We start from the raw sequence: 17,627 nt of genomic DNA, 5'->3' as shown, positions 1-17,627 counted from the left end.
ACTGATGCATCTTATAACAGAATTTTTCTTAAATTTATAGATATAATTGATTTGAGATAAAAAACATACAGTTTTTCAGCTTCTTTACTTTATATAGCCTATAAATCTTTACTTCTATTTTCTCCGCCCATTCGAATTGATTCTATATCATTCGCAATAATTAATCATTATTAATTGTTCAAACTTATTATTACATACTAACGAAAAATGAATTTCTTATAAAATTCAATACAAAAAGCAGCCTATAAATTTTTATGGGCTGCTCTTAAATTCATCGGTTATTACTTAGCTAATTCTTTCGTTCCCTTCATTACATCAACAAAGAATCCCCAGTTATTCACAACAGAAGAAATACTAATATGCTCATCTGGTGTGTGAACATTAAAGATATCTGGACCGAATGAAATTGCATCTAAATCAGGCATTTTTTGAACAAATACGCTGCACTCAATCCCTGCATGTACCGCGAAGATTTCAGCATCTTTGCTGTATTTTTCTTGGTGCACTTTTTCGAATAAATTACGGATAGGCGAATTAGGATTATATGGCCATTCTGGATACTCAGACTCTTTTTCAAATGTTGCCCCTACTAATTCCGCAATATACTTAATTTCATCTACAATATGTTGTTTTAAACTACTTACAGAACTTCTCACTTCGCTTCGTAATTTAATCTCATCTTGCAGTGTTTGAATAACTCCTAAATTAGTTGAGCTTTCTACAAGACCTTTAATATCCATGCTCATACTTTGTATACCATTTGGAATTAAGAATAATGAAGAAATAAGCTGTTTTTGTGTTTCTTTAGAAAAGACTTTTTCCACCTTTTCTTCTACTTTTGTAAGTGAAACATGAACATCCGGATCAACAGCACGCAGCTCTTCTTGTAAAATACGTGTCCATGATTTTAGTTTTTCTTCTACTTGCTGTACATCTTCTGCACGTAATAAAATTGTAGCTACACTTTCACGCGGAATTGCATTTGTTTTTAAGCCGCCATGAACCTCACTCATATTAAATTGAATTTGAATTGATAAATCACGTAAAACTCGTCCTAATACTTTATTCGCATTACCGCGTTGTTTATCAATTTCCAAACCAGAATGTCCACCTGTAAGTCCACCAACATATAGTCGGTATGTGTCCATATCTACTGGCGCTTCATCCCAAATCACTGAAATCGTTTCAACTGCTTTCGCACCACCTGCGCTACTCACTAGTAATTTATGATCTTCTTCAGAATCAATATTAATAAATATTTTTCCGTCAAAATGATTTGAATCGACAGCGAATGCACCGCCCATTGTCGTTTCTTCTTCAGTTGTAATAACAACTTCTAAAGCTGGATGCGGAATGTCTGTTGAATCTAATAATGCTAATGCATATGCAACGGCAATACCATTATCAGCACCTAATGTAGTTTCGCTTGCATATAACATATCACCAATAATTCTTAATTCAATTGGATCTTTCTCAAAATCATGAACTGTCGCTTGGTTTTTTTCGCACACCATATCAGAGTGCCCCTGAATGATAATAGCTGGAACATTCTCATAACCAGAAGTAGCTTCTTTTTTTATAATGACATTTAACGCTTCGTCTTGAGTAACTTCTAAATTACGTTCCTTTGCGAAACTCACTAAGTAATCACTAATTTCTTTTTCATTACCTGATCCTCTAGGAATCTTTGAAATTTCTGCAAAATGATAAAATACAGGGTGCTTTGTTAATTGTTCTAAAGTAGAATACATTTTTAAGCTCCTCTCTCAAATACAATCCATATGTAAATAACTTAAATCACCTTCTATTATATCATGATTCACCATTTTACTTTTATACTGAATAATTCCCTACCAATAACGAAACAAAAAATTAAAGGAGAACACATTTATGTATTCTCCTTTAATTTCTTATGTTGTATATATTTAGATGTTTTCCCATCAATCAGTTTCTCTAAGTGATCTATTTTTTCCGTTAATGCACCTTTCACAAGAGAGAAATCTGTATTTGATTCTTCCTTTTTATCTTTAAAAAACGAAGACTTTTGTACATTTAATTCTGCCATACCTTCTCCCCCTTTTACAAAAGATACAATCTTTTATTTATATTATATAGTAAATATAGACAGCGTGTACACTTATCACTTTCTTTTTAATTCTTCTTCTAACTCTTCTACTTGCTGCAAAGTATCTCCTTTTATTAAAGAAAAATCTGTTGCATCTTCATTTTCTTCTTTAAAAAAATCATTGTCATATTCTTTTATCACTGCAATCACCTCTACGTGCTAGTGTAGGAATGATTGTCCTATTTTATACAACTGTGTCCGAATTTTTTAAAACATTATGTATAGATGAAAAGGACAGAAAAAGATTCTGTCCTACTTACAAAAATAACTATGATGTATTGTTAAATTATATACATTTTCAAAATCTCGATCTTGAAGGTTATTCTTCTTCCCATCAATAACAATAAAAACATCATTCACTATTTTTGCTGGTATAATTCCGACATTTTCTACTTGAACCGCTTGCTGGCCATTCAATTGCTCTATATGTTCTAGAGGTACTGTAATACTAAATTGAGAGCGAATACCACGGAAATTCGTATTTAATTCGTTCGCTGCTTCAAATACAACAATTTTCGCACCTACTTTTTCAGCATACGAATCAAGAAATGCGTTTAAACTTTTTGTATATTCTTCTTCCGTGTGCCATTCCATTGTCCCAAAGGCTGCTGGATTTACATTTTGAATAATTGTCGTATATATTTCTCCTCTTGCTTTTGAAGCAATTAATGACCGTTTAATTGATTGGACCGTCTTTCCGATATCACTGAATTTTGCACCCCATATTTCTGAAATGTTAGGTGTCAAAATGAATGCAATATCAACGAAAATTACCATCGCAGTAAACATTAAAAGATTTTTCCAGAGGGTTAAATCTATTCCTTTTATCGTGAAATAAACTGTGACTGATGTTATGAACAAACCGTACCACGTTTTTCGAATTCGCTGTTTCTTCTCCTCATACAATTCTTCATTTTTCCAATAAAAGAAAACAAGAACAATAAAGACGATTGCTAAAATAAATAAGCCGATTCGAATGTTAGAGATCGTCAATCACATCACCCTCCATTCCAAAACTACTCACGATACCATTACATGCGCAAAGAGCCATCTTTATGACAAAAGACGTGGACAACCTTCTAAAGTTAGCTACATCGCATATACATTAGAAGCAGGCCACGTCTTTTATCATGAATCTACATTGTATATGTAGACAAGCATGCGTTTCAAATTTTCACGTTAAAAAGAAATATGTTTCGGAATTTCCCCTTCAGGTACTTCCCCGTCCATACTTAAGTAATAATGACGAATCGGATGTAAATTTTCGTCCAATTCATAAACAAGCGGAATGCTAGTCGGTATATTTAATGTTACTACACCATCATTTGAGAGATTGTCTAAGTATTTCACAAGTGAACGAATCGTATTGCCGTGTGATGAAATAATTACTTTTTCACCATTTTTTAATGCCGGTGCGATTTTTGCATGCCAATAATCAAGTACTCTTTTCTCCGTATCCTCTAAACATTCAGTTAATGGGAACTCGCCTTTTTTTAACGTTTTGTATCTCGGATTATTCGCTTCATATCGGGGATCATCTTCAGTAAGTGCATGTGGTCTCACATCTATACTTCTTCTCCAAATATGAACTTTTTCATCTCCATATTTTTTTGCAGTTTCGTCTTTATTCAATCCTTGTAGTGCACCATAATGGCGTTCATTCAACTTCCATGAGTTATGTATAGGGACCCAAGTGAGATCCATTTCATGAAGTACAATCCATAATGTCCGAATTGCTCGTTTTAATACTGATGTATACGCAACATCAAACGTATATCCATTCTTTTTTAATATTGTTCCTGCTTCTCTCGCTTCACTTAATCCATTCTTTGATAAATCTACATCTGTCCATCCTGTAAATCGATTTTCAAGATTCCACAAACTTTGTCCGTGACGAATGAGTACCAGTTTTATCATTATAATTCCCCTCTCGGAAATATGAATTTTAAAATTTCAATACGTACACATATAAAGTTTTTGGTAATGTGAATTTTTTATCCATAGTTGCCAAATATACAGATAAAAATTTATGATTCTTCAAACTACAAATCAAGATACTATTTCTATCTTTTATTTTACTGGTATTTCACGCTTAGACGTCCATGCATCAAATCCTGAACGGCTATTTGCCATTTCATTCATAACCTGATGCCAATTTTCTTCACATGATTCGCCAAACTGTTCAAAAATAGCTCCCATTTGCTCTCTTTGAACATCGCTCAGTTTTTTCTCTAAGTCTGTTCCTTCTTCTGTTAAAGACAGCTGTTTCACACGACGATCATGTGCAGCTTCATTACTCTCAATAAGTCCTTTATCTAACAGTTGGCGCAACGGTCCGTGAAGAGCTTGTTTACTTATTTCTAAAAGTGATAGCAACTCATTTACACTAAGCCCTGGAAAACGAGCGATAAAAAACAAAATTCTATGATGTACACGCTGTATACTATATTCTTTTATTATTTCATCTGGTTTTTCTGTGAAAGTTTTATATGCAAAGTAAAATAATGCTAATGCCTCATTCATTTGCTCTTCTTTATGTTGTGTCATCTACTTTCCCCCTGTATGTAAATTATACCACAACTCAATTATGAATAATTAAGTTGGTATATTGAGCCTAATTTCTTCATTCTAAAACCAACAAATTTCAACTATTATATTTTTTGAAGGCTGTTTAATTCTTAAACCATACCTTCAAATAAAGTATCCAAATTACTTTTTAAAGAATTCTTAAAGAAATAGGTTAAATTCAAATGATAAATATTGTAAAATTTATTTATTAATATTTTTTTGAAAAACTCAATTGTGATTGGAGTGTTATTGTATGCAAACAAAAAAAGTTTATCTTTATGTATTTAATACGATGTCAGACTGGGAATATGGACATTTAATTGCAGAACTAAACTCAGGAAGATATTTCAAAAAAGAGTTAGCCCCTTTAAAGGTAGTTACAGTAGGAGCTAATAATGAAATTATTACTACGATGGGAGGACTGAGCATAAAGCCAGATATTTCCCTTGATGAATGTACTCTTGAGAGTAACGATCTTTTAGTTTTACCTGGAGGGACTACTTGGGGAGAAAGCATTCATCATCCTATCTTAAAAAAAATTGGTGAAGCGTTAAAACTCGGCACTATTGTTGCTGCCATTTGTGGTGCAACTGAGGGGTTAGCGAACTTTGGATACCTAGATTCTAGAAAACATACAAGCAATGATTTAGAATATATTAAAATGGTTTGTCCTAATTATAAAGGAGAACAACTTTATAAGATGGAACCTGCAGTATGTGATGAAAATTTGATTACTGCATCAGGAGTAGCTCCTCTGGAATTTGCAATGGAAGTATTGAAAAAAATTGATGTATTTGCACCAGATACGTTACATTCATGGTATAACCTAAATAAGACTTATAAACCTGAATACTTCTTCCAGTTAATGAATTCAATTACTAGATAAGCTGAAAAATTAAATTAGCAGTTTTATATTATATAAAAACCTAAAGTTGTTATAAATACAACGGGTAGCTAAATCTATTTTAATCTTATTGAATAACGATGGTCTTTCTTCTTTAGTTATAATAATGAAACGTTCTTTAAAAACCAGTGACGTTTGTAAAACAAATAATAAAAGGGATGATACATATTAGTCTTGAATCATCCCTTTTGTTATGACGTTAATGTCACCATATTATTTTAATTATTCATCTCCAGCAAGCGTTAACTGCCAAGATACGCCATACTTATCATTTAACCAGCCAAACTTTTTACTAAATGGATAGGCACCTAAAGGCATAAGAATTGCTCCATCTTGTGCTAACTTATTAAAAACAGTTTTAATTTCTTCTTCTGTTTCACAAGTTACATAGAGAGACATAGCTGGAGTGAATGTAAAATCATGCTTTACAAAACTATCGATACACATGAACTCTTGGCCATTTAACGTGAATGTTGCATGAATTACAGTTCCCTCTTCACCAGGTCCCTTTTCATCGTATCGAGAGATGTTTACAATTTCTGATTGATCAAATAACGACGTATAAAAATTCATCGCTTCTTCAGCTTTTCCCTCAAACATTAAAAACGTAGTGATTTTTTGATTTGTGTTACTCATTTAGAGACATCCCCTTGTTATATATTTATGCAAAACATACATCGACCAACAAAACCGAACGTATATTCCTGTAAATATATTGTCTATAAAAACGATGAGTTTGTCAATTATCTACTTTCTTATTTCTCCTTAAATAATGCTGTCCAAAGAAATGATTCCCCAAACATATTATTTGGTTGTTCAATTTGCTTCATTTTTCTAATTTCAATTACTTCAAATTCTTTAAATATCTCTCTTAACTTTTCTTCTGAATATGCAAGACCACCTTGCAAACTCCATCCTCTATACACATCCCAGTCCGTTATTTCCGATCCATTTCGCTCATTCAAATCACCTGCTGCAAAACATATTAATCCGAAATAACCACCCGATTTTAATGAGTTTTTAACTAGATCAACATAATTCATTCTTCTATGTGGTGGAATGTGATGCAAGCAACCGGAATCATATACAAAATCATATTCATCTTGAAAATCCAAATTAAAAATCGATTCACAAACAAATTTTATTTCTATTCCGTTTTCTAACGCCCTCTCTTTGGCCCAATTAATTCCTTCTATAGACAAATCTACGGCTGTTACATCAAACCCTTGTTTCGCTAAATAAATTGCATTTCTTCCTGGACCACATCCAAGCTCTAACACTTTCCCTTTTGAAATCCATTCTTTTTGTATATATGAAACTAAATTCTCATCTGAAACATTTGCAAAAAAAGGAACATCCTTTTCTCTATTCGTGTAAAATTCATTCCAAAATGGTACTGCGGGTCTTAATAAAGAATCCATCATCTTTAAAATATCTTCTTGTGTATGTAACGTTTCATTTTTCATCAAAAGGCCTCCTATCATAAATTCAGAATAATCCCATAATAACACACGAGAGAGTTTAAAAAAAAGAAAAGCTCCCCATTAATAAAGAAGCTCCGCAAACATTTTTTATGTTCTTAATAAATGTTTAAAATTACTTTTATTACGGTAAATGAAATTAAATTGCTTCATAAATCGAACTTATCGTGTATATACTAATTTCAAAATAAAGAACAAAAAAGAGCCGCAATTTTTCGCGACTCTTTTTTGTCTATCTAATAAATAAAATGATTTACAAGCATATCTGAAATTTTATCGGTGATTGTTATTATTTATCAACTTATCGACAAATAATAACAACCCTCTTTATCCCGATTACTATTTTAGAATTTAACGGCCACGTCTTTGCTGACCTTGCTTTCCACTACCATTCTTATTACTTGGTTTATTAAATGATCGGTTGTTATCATTTCTCGAACTATTTCTTGAATCGTTTCTTGGTCCACCTTTTGAACCACTTCTTGAACCTTCACGGCTATCTCTTTGACGATATTGACCTGATTTCTTTGGAGCCGGCTCTTGTACCGGTTTTCCATTTTCATCTACATTTTTTATCATCGGTTGTTCGATTATTTCTCTTTGTATTGGTGCACCAAGCGTTTTTTCAATTTCTTCTAAATGTTTTTCATCTTTCGCTGCAACGAACGTAATTGCAAGACCTGATCCACCTGCACGTCCTGTTCGGCCAATGCGGTGAATATAGCTTTCTACATCTTCAGGGATATCAAAGTTAAATACGTGCGTTACACCATCTACATCAAGTCCACGAGCTGCTACATCCGTTGCGATTAAGTACTGAATTTTAGCTTCGCGGAAACTCTTCATAACTCTTTCACGTTTCGCTTGAGGTATATCACCATGAAGTTCAGCACAATTATAACCTAGTCCTTTTAAATTATCATAAAGCTTACTTGCTCTAACCTTTGTACGACAGAAAATAACTGCTAAAAATGGCTGATCACGATCCATAACAAAACGAAGTGCATCTGGCTTTGCACGATCTGTCGTCTCAATGACACGCTGTTCAATTGTATCTACCGTTACTTCTTCACTTTGTACTTGAATCATTTGCGGCTCATCCATATAACGTTTCGCCAATTTTTTAATATCTTTTGGCATCGTTGCTGAGAATAACATCGTTTGTTTACTACCAGGTGTCTCATCTAAAATATCTTCAATATCATATAAGAAACCGAAATAAAGCATTTGATCCGCTTCATCTAGTACAATCGTTGAAAGATTACTTAAATCAATTGTTTCACGTCGTATATGATCTAATAATCGTCCTGGTGTCGCAACAACAATATGTGTATTACCTTTTAATTTTCTCAATTGTTGCGCTACATCTTGCCCACCATAAATCGCTAGTACATTAATATCTTCTCTTTGAACAAGCATTTTTTTAATTTCAGCCGTAATTTGCAGTGCTAGTTCCCTTGTTGGCGCAACAATTAAAGCCTGAACATCACTAGACTCTGGATCGATTTTTTCTAAAATCGGTAAAACGAACGCTAACGTTTTACCCGTCCCTGTTTTCGCCTGACCAATAATGTCTTTACCTGACATAATAACAGGAATTGCCTTCTCCTGAATCGGTGTTGCTTCTGTAATTCCATTTTCACGTAATGTATGATTAAAAGTTTCACTAATTCCTAATTCTAAAAAGTTTTTCAAATAGACCACTTCTTTTCCTTATTTTTCACATTAGCTTTCATTGTACCATTTGTTTCGCCAAATATGAAAAATAAAAAAATTCTTACCTTCTTTTTTTATATTCATCGTGTACTAGATGGATAAACTCTTTTTGTTTTTTCTCGGATTTTATTAATGCTTCCATGTTAATAGAAGACAAAATAAACTTTTTAATTTTTCTATTACTCCAAATTAAACTTGTATACTTCGGATCTTCATGTAGATTTCGAAACCACTCAAACTCACTTAACTTCGCAATATGATGTTTTAATTTCATATCATTTCGAGGATAAAATAAAATTATATCTGCTATTACATCAAATAATAAACTCATCTTTTCCCCTCCTAAAACATCTTTTAAATTATATACATTATCATATACATATATATTTCAATGTTACGGAAATATAGTTATAGGGTGATAAAATTGACCACTAAATTAATAAATATTTTTTGCATATTTTTCTTACTATATTTTCAATCTTCCTCAATTATTATCGCGAAATCTCAAACCGATATAATAAGTAAATTCAAACACGCTTTACTTAAAAATGATAAAAAATTAATGCATTCATATGTAACAGAAGGACTCAAAATACCTACTTTCCAAAAAGAAAAACATCTTCATAAAATTATAGACGTACCGTCTCCTAAAGAGGATACTACAATTCTTATCGCTTATTTCAAAGACACTAGTGATGTATGTACTATTGGTTTCATTTTAGAAATAGTAACAAAAAATAATAAAATATCTCACATTAATCAAATTTATGATGGAACTAATCCGTTTATGAAAGAAGCTACTATTGTAAAAGAGTATGAAATGAAACTTAAACAACATATACTTACTCCAACAAAATTCCCATTCGAAATTCAGCAATTTTACGGTTACATCTATAACAATAACCTGGAACTACATTACAATAATGAAGATATTAATGGGATTATAAAAATCACTGTTTCACCAGTTCACAATAAATTAGACCAATATGTACACAGGGGAACAAAGTTCTATACTTTAAAAAATAATATGAAAGCACTATATAACCCTCATTTTGATTTGGCATATGAGCTTATATTTCAGAAAGACGGTTTTCAATATAAAATCGCCATTGGTAACAAACTACATATAAAAAGAAAATACAATGCTCAGGATTTGATTCAAATTGCAGAATCTATGAATTGAAAAGCCTATCTTTCCGATATAGGAAAGATAGGCCTTTTATTATTTTATACAGTAATTATAAAGTACACATTTTATTTTTTCGAACAGGTACTTTCCTATTCCTTATGGAAATATACAATAAGAAAAAATAATAAAATTGATTATTCTTTCGCTTCTTTGTCCATCCTTTTAAAAAATCTATGTTTTTGTAAAAGGAGTGTTTATATGGAGAAACAGACACTTTGGAAAAAATTCAAAAAAAGCTCAGTAAACCTCGGAAAATCCAGCGTATATGAAAGTATTATTTTATTCTACACAATGAAAAAGAAAGAGTTACCTACTAAAGCGAAACTCATTATATTAGCCGCTTTATCCTACTACGTATTAACAATCGATTTCATTCCAGATATAGCTGCTATTATCGGAATCGGCTTATTAGATGATGTTTTAGCAATCGCTGTAGCGCATAAATATGTTATGCGACATGCGGATGCTGAAATTAGAGAAAAGAGTAAAATAAAAATGGAGTCATTATTTACTTCAGCACAAGCATAATGAAAGAGGAGCTAAGATAATTTCTCTTAGCTCCTCTTTCATAAAACTATTTTTCAAAATACTATTTCACTTCATTAGCTACAAAAAAGTGCTCACATACACTTGATATACGTTGCAAGTCTACGTTGCCACCAGATATAACCGCTACTACTTTTTTCCCTTTAATATACTGATCAACTTTCCCTGCAAGCAGAGCAGCAGTAGCTAGTGCACCCGCACCTTCTACTACAGCCTTTCCACGTTGTAATAAGTCTTTCATTGCTACCTCTAATTCACCTTCTGATACTGTTACAATATCATCTACTAATTCTTTTACAACTTCAAACGTTAAATTCCCTGGTATTTTAACTGCGCAACCATCTGCTATAGTAGGTGCCTCGTAATGTTCTACGATTGTCCCTTTATCATAAGATGCCTTCATCCCATGAACATTTTCTGCTTGTACACCAATTATATTGATTGATGGATTAAAAGATTTTAATGCAACAGCAATACCAGAAATAATTCCGCCTCCGCCAATTGGCACAATAACCGTATCAACATCCCACATATCATCAAGAATATCTAAGCCAATTGTGCCTTGACCAGCCATTACCTCTACATCGTCATATGGATGTAAGTATGTTTCACCTGTTTCTCTTATAATCTCCTCACATTTTGCCTTCGCATCATCAAAAGTTTCACCGTATAAAACAACTTCTGATCCATATCCTCTGGTAGCCTCGACTTTCGCTAGAGGTGCAGAAATTGGCATTACGATTTTACTCTTAATACCAAGTAAATGAGCAGATAAAGCAACACCTTGTGCATGATTACCTGCCGAACATGCAATAACGCCTTTCTCTTTTTCTTGCTCTGTAAGCTGCGACATTTTATTAAATGCACCACGGAATTTAAAAGAACCCGTTAATTGCATATTTTCTAACTTCAAATGAATTTCTCCACCAGTTTTACTAGTCAAATAAAAAGATTTTACTAATGGTGTTTTACGAACGTTTCTATCAAGAATTTTTTGAGCCTTTTTAATGTCTGCTATATGTAATGGTAGTTTACTAGTTATCATACTAACACCTCTTCCAATGATTTATGATCTACTCTATTGTCATTCCTCAGTTTTCGTAAATAATAACTCCTTTATACGCAACCAACTATGTTAAGAAAACATTTGTCATACCTGTACGCCCTTCTTTAAGACACACATCTGCAAACAATTTAACATCCTCTTCATATCACGTTCTTTATAGTGATTCAGACATGCTATTTGAATCCAGTTATTCTTTTGTAAATATGCTGATTCATAATGAACAATATATCCTTGTAATGCTAATGCATCGCCTACTGCCTTAGAAGACTGCCCTTCGTTTAATTGAATGGTAAGAACAATTTGAGCGGCATGATCTTTAGGTGAAACAAGCTTTAAACCCATAGTAGTAATAGCTTGTTCAATATAAGCATACGCCTCTTTTATTTTTTCAAATGCCTCTTCATCTTCGAATCGCTTCAATGCTTCTTGCAATGCATAAATTAAATTCCATGAATGGGAGTATGGAATACTATCATCCATTTCATACATACCAATATCCATATACACAGGTATTGATTCGTTTTTCTCTACAATGTGATTATGAAAAACGAAAGATAATCCTGTAAATGATTTAATCGCTTTTCCGCTTACACCACTTGCAAAATATACATCCTTCAAATTTATTCGTATTGCTCCAATTGAGCTTATACAATCTACACATAGTTTCATTTGATACTTTTTACAAAGAATGTCTAGTTCTTCTAAATTATTTAACATTCCAGTTGATGTTTCATGGTGAACAAACCAAAGCCATTCATAATTTCCAATTGCCATTATTTTTTCTAATTCTGTATAAATAAACGGCTCTGCCATTTCTTTTTTATACGTATCAAAATTTAAATGGGCACGTTTTGCCTGCTCAATTAATCTATTACCGAACTCCCCGTTCGCTAAAACTAGTCCTTTACCTTTTAATGAACGTAACTGTAAAGCAATTGCATCATTCGCTAACGTCCCTGTTCCTAACATAACTTGTACACGTTTTGCTTTCGTTATTTGAAGTAATCGTTTTTTTACATTTCCCATCGTCACTTGAAATGACTTGGAGCGATGGGAAATAGGCTTAGTAGAAAATGCCTTTTGGACATTCTCTTCGATGTCTACTGGGCCAGGTAAAAAGGTATATTCTTTCGTCATAATCCCCCCAACACTCGACTCTTCAAACTTAGTGGGTGTAACATACATTGGTTGGAAAGCTGCTGCTTCTGTTCCAACTAGCGTATGGAAAGGTTTAAACCCCATTTGCTCATATAAAGGAAGCTCACGTGTTGTGGCTGAAATGAGTGCTAATTCATATCCATTTAGAAGTAAATAACGATGTAAAAAGCGAATTAACCCTAACAGTGCTCTTCCATTTCGATATTCACTTTCTACTGAGAGTAAACGAATTTCATATACTTTTTCTCCATGCTCTTGTAAATAAAAATCTAAATTTGAAATTTTATAATCTAACGAGAATGGTCGTTTTCCCCGCACCGCGACCATGCCTACTAATTTCTCACCATCTAAACAAATTAAATATGTATTTTCTTCATGAAATCGATCTATACGAAAACGTTCTTTCGTTTCCTCATGCTGCGGAATCTCTTCTACAAATGTTTTATAGTTCAATTTATGTATACTTTCAAATTCCCAATCTTGATCAGCAACCTTATAAATTAACCCCATTTCTTACCTCCTTTATCTCTACTTACCGCTCACTATCAAATTAATAAAAATTATAAGTGGAGATTCCCCCACTTATAAAAGATTCACTTTATTCTCGATTTACATATAAAATAAGCACAATAATAAATGCACTTAAAATAGTCGTACCAATAGAGTAAGAATAAAAAATCATGCAAATTGGTAAACAAGCGATTGTAATTAACCCTGGCTTAGTAAATCCTTTAAATATTAAATAAAATACAATAAAAATGCCTATTAGAGTAAGCGCTATCAAATAATCAAATGCGATTAACCCTCCAATAAATGTTGAAATTCCTTTTCCACCCTTACCTTTAAACAAAATTGGATAAATATGTCCAATGATAACGGCCAATAATGCCAGCATTACGAATGTAGCATCTTCAAAAAGGTATTTTGCTATATAAACTACAATTGCACCTTTGATCGCATCACCTATAAATGTAGCGACAAAATACCCTTTTCCATATACTCGCCCCATATTTCTTGCACCAGGATTTCCGCTTCCTTCATCACGAATATCAACGTTATGTCTCCATTTTGTTACTATATAAGCGGTCAATATGTTTCCAAATAAATAAGAAGCCACTACATACAACAATTGCATACTATTAATCATGTAATCATTCACTTTCTACATGGGAATACTTATACAATATTCAATTATTATGCACATTGTACTTTTCTGACTCTACATCCCTTTATATATTTTAACATCATATTTTTACAAATCATACAAAAAATCTCATTCAGCTATTTATACTTTAATGTATATTTCCTTCATCAAATAATATGTTCTTTTCGCTGCCATTTCTGATTGTGATACAAATGTAACTTCTCCCATACAATTTTTAAAATTATCAACTTCCTCAAATTCACAAAAAACCGCCTAAAAGCCGAAACATTCAACTTTTAAGGCGGTTTTTTCTATTTATTCTTAAACTTCTCAGTCGCTGCTCTCATCTTCACATTCAAATCGTGATCAATGGAATCACGAATGTCTCGCTCTACTACTTCCATTTCTTTTTGGAAATTTTGCAAGTATATTTTTAGTTCTTCTTCTTTTTCAGGACGTTGTGATGGTGGTAATTGTACCACTAATGATAGCATCGCTGTTAAATCTTTCATTAAGAACGTTTCAAGTTTATGTTGTTGTTCAAACATGCGTTGTTCTTGATAGTACGGAAGTGCATTTAATACTGAAATTGTAATGTCATCAACCGTTCTTTGTAGTGAAGGATTAATCGAGCGTTTATATGCTTGAATTGTATTTAATGCATCTGGATATCGATCATAGAAATACAATTTATAAAACGATAAGTCTGTCGGTTTTACAGTTTGCTGTGATTCTTGTCTCAAGAAATCTTTCACTTTCATTGTTGCGATATCAATATCTTCATTCGTAAGCTTTTTTGTTGTTTTTGCCATCACATGCACTTTTTTCTGCTTTTCTTTCGGTAACATTGAGAAAACTTGCTCTCTCGTACGTTGGCCTGATGTACAGAAAAGAGTATTTAATGCATTTTGTTCTTTTTTCCCTTCTGTACGAATCCAGCGATAAAAGAGTGGGTGCTGCGTAAATTCTTGTAAAAACGGTGTTGATTTGTTCGATAATTTTTCAATAGAATCTTGCGCTCTCTTATATGGTTTCGTCCATGAAAAATAAAGTTTACGTCCGAAGTATACAACTAAAACAACGACAGTAAATGCGATTAAAAGTAATGACCCTAATAGTAGTAATACTCCTTGAATGAAACTCATTTTTTCACCTCCTCTAATGATCTGTTATTTCCTTGGACGCTGAATGAGTTTCTGCTTCATCTCATCATTAAATGTGTCAAGTTCAATTACAAACTTCTTACTAGACTCAATAATACGCTCTGACGATTTCTCAGATGCTTCAATAGCAGCGAATACATTTTGGAATGATTCACGTAATTTATCCATGCTAATTGCAGGATTTTCTAGGAGTTTTGTTGTTTCTTCTGTATTTTGTTTTAATGCTTGAGAATTGCTTAATACCATTGATTCAATCGCTTCATTTGTCGCATTAACTGCATCAATTGTTTTACGTTGATTTGTTAATGCGAGCTGAATTGCAGCTGAAACCGTTACAACATTTTGTGTCATCGTAATTGCATTGCGAATTGCTTCTGCTAGCTTTTCATTATTTTTCTTAATAATATCTACAGACGCGATAGATTGTAATAATACACTTTTTGCTTGTTGCATATTACGAGTACGCACAAGTATCTTTTCTAATGCATCATTTATTAACGGAATATCCCTTTGACGTTCTGGATTTTGTTTCTCAGCTTCCAGCATACCAGCAAGTTTTCTTCCTAAGTACACTTGTTTATCAAGAGCGTGAATTTTATCGTGTGATTGCTCTTTTAACATTTCAAGACCAACCGTATCCTCTTGCAAGTTATCACGGCCAATGAGAAGTGATCTTATAATCTCCTCGATTTGCTTATCTATAGATTGATATTTATGCACGTAATTTTCAAGCGGATTTTTCTTAAACACTTTAAACATAAGTTTCTTCATACCAGTTGCTTTTAATGAGTTTGGATCAAGTTCTGATACCACTTTTCGTAATTCTAACAATGTATTTGGAATTTCTTCATTCTTTCCATTCATCATCGCTGTCACAGGACGTTTTAAAGCTGATAGCGTTTTTCCTGCCGCTTGCTGCTCTTTATCCCCTAAGTCTCCAAGCTGCGACAATACTTTTGATAAATCTGTATTTTGCTCGCTATTTAACTTTTGTACATAAAGATCTGCTTCTTTATTCAGTTCTTCAAGTTCTGCATCTTTTATTACTGTATCCACTACTACTTCTACATTATTATCTTTCACAATCGATACAGGTTCTTTTTTCTCGAGTTCAGTCAACAAAATCGCTCCTTTATTTATATGTGCGAATTTATGTGCACTATATTTCATCTAATATATCGTATTTCATATACATTTTGCTTGCTTGAAATCGATTTTTCAAGAAATACCTGCTTATGCAGTCATTCCCTATTTCATAGTATAAGTATACCTGTTCTCGTCATTATTTTCCTCAGACTTAAGACCTAGAGAGTAACATACTGAAGGCGGATTCTTTACGAATTACCTTACTAATCACCACTGAATATTAAATTGAAGTTCCATTTAGTTATCCTCTTAAATTTATATAATGCTCTATCTTTTGACATATGCTATCTTTCAATGTGATAATTACATTAAGCCCACTTCTAATTATTCTTCCGCGCAACAAATGCTCCCTTTTGAAAAGCTAATAACACCGTTTCAAACGTATCATCTTCTTCAATCATCTTTATAAATTCTGCTAGTTCCTCCGCATGAGAAGTTGCATTATCAATAACAAGAAAACCTTTTGGCTCTAAAATACGTTTTATATGTTCCCACCACCACATATATTGCGTTCGTTCTGAATCTAGGAAAATAAAATCAAATGAATGATCTAATTGCGAATCTAAAAACGCTCCAGCTTCTTGATTGTGAATATCGATTCGCTGTGTGAAATTAACCTTCCTAAAATTCCCAAGTGCCTCTCCCACCCGTTCTGAAGAAAGTTCTACCGTTGTAACATTTCCATTTGTTTCTTCTACCGCATTTGCTAGCCACAATGTAGAATAACCATTTGAAGTTCCAATTTCTAAAATTTTTTTTACATTACATCCTTTTACTAAAATTGATAAAAATTGTCCCATCTCACGAGAAATATTCCGAAATTTTTCTTCCCGCGTTTTTTTATGTCGATCATGCTCTTCTCCATATTGTTCAAGTTGAGATAATAATGAATCTAACGTATCCATTCTTTTCATCGCCTTTCCAAAGCAATATGATGAAAAAGCTCTTGCTGCCCGTCTACTTTTCATTATATGCGAAACGAAAACCTTTTTCTCGTGATATGACAAAGTTTTTAATTTTTTTATAGCATATTGTTTCGTTTTTTGGTAAAGTTAATTTCTACGTGCAATTATTCCATTCACATTATTTTACAACCAGTTTTCAATTATAAAATAATATAAACCCCATTTAAATGAATCGGTATTTCAAATTCAATTAAGTGCCCTTTTCGGACGCATTTTCTTTTGTTTATATATTTCTAGAAGAAAGGATGCTTACAAATGAACGTGATTAGCTTAGATGCTGCTAGAAAGCGAAAACAGCATAAAAAATTAATGATTACTATACCGATTATTAAACGTATTTATGAAGAAGACGGGGAAATTAAATTCGAGGTAGCTGGTGAAAAAGATGTACCTCTTGAAATGTTAGAAAAGTAATAAAATAAAGACGCATTTCTGTTGAAATGCGTCTTTATTTTA

General features: G+C 32.7%; 20 protein-coding genes. 4 read left to right on the top strand and 16 right to left on the bottom strand.

Features of this window, described 5'->3' with window-relative positions; all coding sequences use genetic code 11:
* Window positions 1-281 precede the first annotated feature (281 nt).
* The 6 genes from V7038_RS27360 to V7038_RS27335 all read right to left on the bottom strand — a co-directional run bounded on the left by V7038_RS27360 (window position 282) and on the right by V7038_RS27335 (window position 4,672).
* Window positions 282-1,751: an aminoacyl-histidine dipeptidase gene (locus tag V7038_RS27360; RefSeq protein ID WP_335695923.1), complete on the bottom strand. Its 1,470-nt coding sequence runs from the start codon at window positions 1,749-1,751 to the stop codon at window positions 282-284.
* Window positions 1,752-1,888: 137 nt separating this feature from the next.
* Window positions 1,889-2,065, bottom strand: coding sequence for a hypothetical protein (locus V7038_RS27355; RefSeq protein ID WP_002109949.1), 177 nt, complete (start codon window positions 2,063-2,065; stop codon window positions 1,889-1,891).
* A 75-nt stretch (window positions 2,066-2,140) separates the two neighbouring features.
* Complete coding sequence (locus tag V7038_RS27350) at window positions 2,141-2,266, bottom strand: hypothetical protein (protein WP_002109948.1); 126 nt, start codon at window positions 2,264-2,266, stop codon at window positions 2,141-2,143.
* 111 nt (window positions 2,267-2,377) lie between these two features.
* A complete protein-coding gene (locus tag V7038_RS27345) occupies window positions 2,378-3,118 on the bottom strand; it encodes a type II toxin-antitoxin system SpoIISA family toxin (RefSeq protein WP_335695922.1) in 741 nt (246 codons plus the stop codon).
* 186 nt (window positions 3,119-3,304) lie between these two features.
* Complete coding sequence (gpmA, locus tag V7038_RS27340; protein ID WP_335695921.1) at window positions 3,305-4,042, bottom strand: 2,3-diphosphoglycerate-dependent phosphoglycerate mutase; 738 nt, start codon at window positions 4,040-4,042, stop codon at window positions 3,305-3,307.
* Window positions 4,043-4,195: 153 nt separating this feature from the next.
* The gene (locus tag V7038_RS27335; protein WP_002109945.1) at window positions 4,196-4,672 is read right to left on the bottom strand and encodes a MarR family winged helix-turn-helix transcriptional regulator; all 477 of its coding nucleotides are present in this window, start codon (window positions 4,670-4,672) and stop codon (window positions 4,196-4,198) included.
* Window positions 4,673-4,946: 274 nt separating this feature from the next.
* Here V7038_RS27335 and V7038_RS27330 point away from each other — a divergent pair, with 274 nt between their 5' ends.
* On the top strand, window positions 4,947-5,579 hold the full coding sequence (locus tag V7038_RS27330) for a type 1 glutamine amidotransferase family protein (RefSeq protein ID WP_002017047.1): 633 nt from the start codon (window positions 4,947-4,949) through the stop codon (window positions 5,577-5,579).
* Between the two features lie 240 nt (window positions 5,580-5,819).
* On the opposite strand, the gene V7038_RS27325 is transcribed toward V7038_RS27330, so the two are convergent.
* The 4 genes from V7038_RS27325 to V7038_RS27310 all read right to left on the bottom strand — a co-directional run bounded on the left by V7038_RS27325 (window position 5,820) and on the right by V7038_RS27310 (window position 9,125).
* Window positions 5,820-6,233, bottom strand: coding sequence for a VOC family protein (locus tag V7038_RS27325; protein WP_002200476.1), 414 nt, complete (start codon window positions 6,231-6,233; stop codon window positions 5,820-5,822).
* A 119-nt stretch (window positions 6,234-6,352) separates the two neighbouring features.
* On the bottom strand, window positions 6,353-7,063 hold the full coding sequence (locus tag V7038_RS27320; RefSeq protein WP_335695920.1) for a class I SAM-dependent methyltransferase: 711 nt from the start codon (window positions 7,061-7,063) through the stop codon (window positions 6,353-6,355).
* A 366-nt stretch (window positions 7,064-7,429) separates the two neighbouring features.
* A complete protein-coding gene (locus tag V7038_RS27315) occupies window positions 7,430-8,782 on the bottom strand; it encodes a DEAD/DEAH box helicase (protein ID WP_335695919.1) in 1,353 nt (450 codons plus the stop codon).
* Window positions 8,783-8,855: 73 nt separating this feature from the next.
* Window positions 8,856-9,125 (bottom strand): hypothetical protein, encoded by a 270-nt coding sequence (locus tag V7038_RS27310; RefSeq protein WP_335695918.1) that lies wholly within the window; start codon window positions 9,123-9,125, stop codon window positions 8,856-8,858.
* 93 nt (window positions 9,126-9,218) lie between these two features.
* Here V7038_RS27310 and V7038_RS27305 point away from each other — a divergent pair, with 93 nt between their 5' ends.
* The gene (locus V7038_RS27305) at window positions 9,219-9,977 is read left to right on the top strand and encodes a hypothetical protein (protein ID WP_335695917.1); all 759 of its coding nucleotides are present in this window, start codon (window positions 9,219-9,221) and stop codon (window positions 9,975-9,977) included.
* A 204-nt stretch (window positions 9,978-10,181) separates the two neighbouring features.
* Window positions 10,182-10,511: a YkvA family protein gene (locus tag V7038_RS27300; RefSeq protein WP_002109937.1), complete on the top strand. Its 330-nt coding sequence runs from the start codon at window positions 10,182-10,184 to the stop codon at window positions 10,509-10,511.
* Window positions 10,512-10,572: 61 nt separating this feature from the next.
* Here the strand turns inward: V7038_RS27300 and tdcB are convergent, their stop codons facing one another.
* The 6 genes from tdcB to V7038_RS27270 form a co-directional block, all read right to left on the bottom strand.
* Entirely contained in the window at window positions 10,573-11,574 is a 1,002-nt protein-coding gene (gene tdcB / locus V7038_RS27295) for a bifunctional threonine ammonia-lyase/L-serine ammonia-lyase TdcB (RefSeq protein ID WP_002157827.1), read from the bottom strand.
* A 105-nt stretch (window positions 11,575-11,679) separates the two neighbouring features.
* Window positions 11,680-13,263, bottom strand: a complete 1,584-nt coding sequence (locus tag V7038_RS27290; RefSeq protein WP_199661790.1) for an aminotransferase class V-fold PLP-dependent enzyme — start codon at window positions 13,261-13,263, stop codon at window positions 11,680-11,682.
* A gap of 88 nt (window positions 13,264-13,351) precedes the next feature.
* Window positions 13,352-13,900, bottom strand: coding sequence for a glycerol-3-phosphate 1-O-acyltransferase PlsY (gene plsY / locus V7038_RS27285; protein ID WP_002109931.1), 549 nt, complete (start codon window positions 13,898-13,900; stop codon window positions 13,352-13,354).
* A gap of 308 nt (window positions 13,901-14,208) precedes the next feature.
* On the bottom strand, window positions 14,209-15,042 hold the full coding sequence (locus V7038_RS27280) for a DUF3974 domain-containing protein (RefSeq protein ID WP_070128382.1): 834 nt from the start codon (window positions 15,040-15,042) through the stop codon (window positions 14,209-14,211).
* A 24-nt stretch (window positions 15,043-15,066) separates the two neighbouring features.
* The gene (locus V7038_RS27275; protein WP_335695916.1) at window positions 15,067-16,179 is read right to left on the bottom strand and encodes a toxic anion resistance protein; all 1,113 of its coding nucleotides are present in this window, start codon (window positions 16,177-16,179) and stop codon (window positions 15,067-15,069) included.
* A 347-nt stretch (window positions 16,180-16,526) separates the two neighbouring features.
* Window positions 16,527-17,120, bottom strand: coding sequence for an O-methyltransferase (locus V7038_RS27270; RefSeq protein ID WP_199661791.1), 594 nt, complete (start codon window positions 17,118-17,120; stop codon window positions 16,527-16,529).
* A gap of 306 nt (window positions 17,121-17,426) precedes the next feature.
* Between V7038_RS27270 and V7038_RS27265 the strand changes: the two genes are divergently transcribed.
* Window positions 17,427-17,585, top strand: a complete 159-nt coding sequence (locus tag V7038_RS27265; RefSeq protein ID WP_002157830.1) for a hypothetical protein — start codon at window positions 17,427-17,429, stop codon at window positions 17,583-17,585.
* Window positions 17,586-17,627 lie beyond the last annotated feature (42 nt).

Origin of the sequence: Bacillus sp. JJ783, from assembly GCF_036963225.1 — a bacterium.
GTDB lineage: Bacteria > Bacillota > Bacilli > Bacillales > Bacillaceae_G > Bacillus_A > Bacillus_A cereus_U.
The sequence above is the reverse complement of the archived record's forward strand: the minus strand, read 5'-3'. Positions and strand labels throughout refer to the sequence as shown.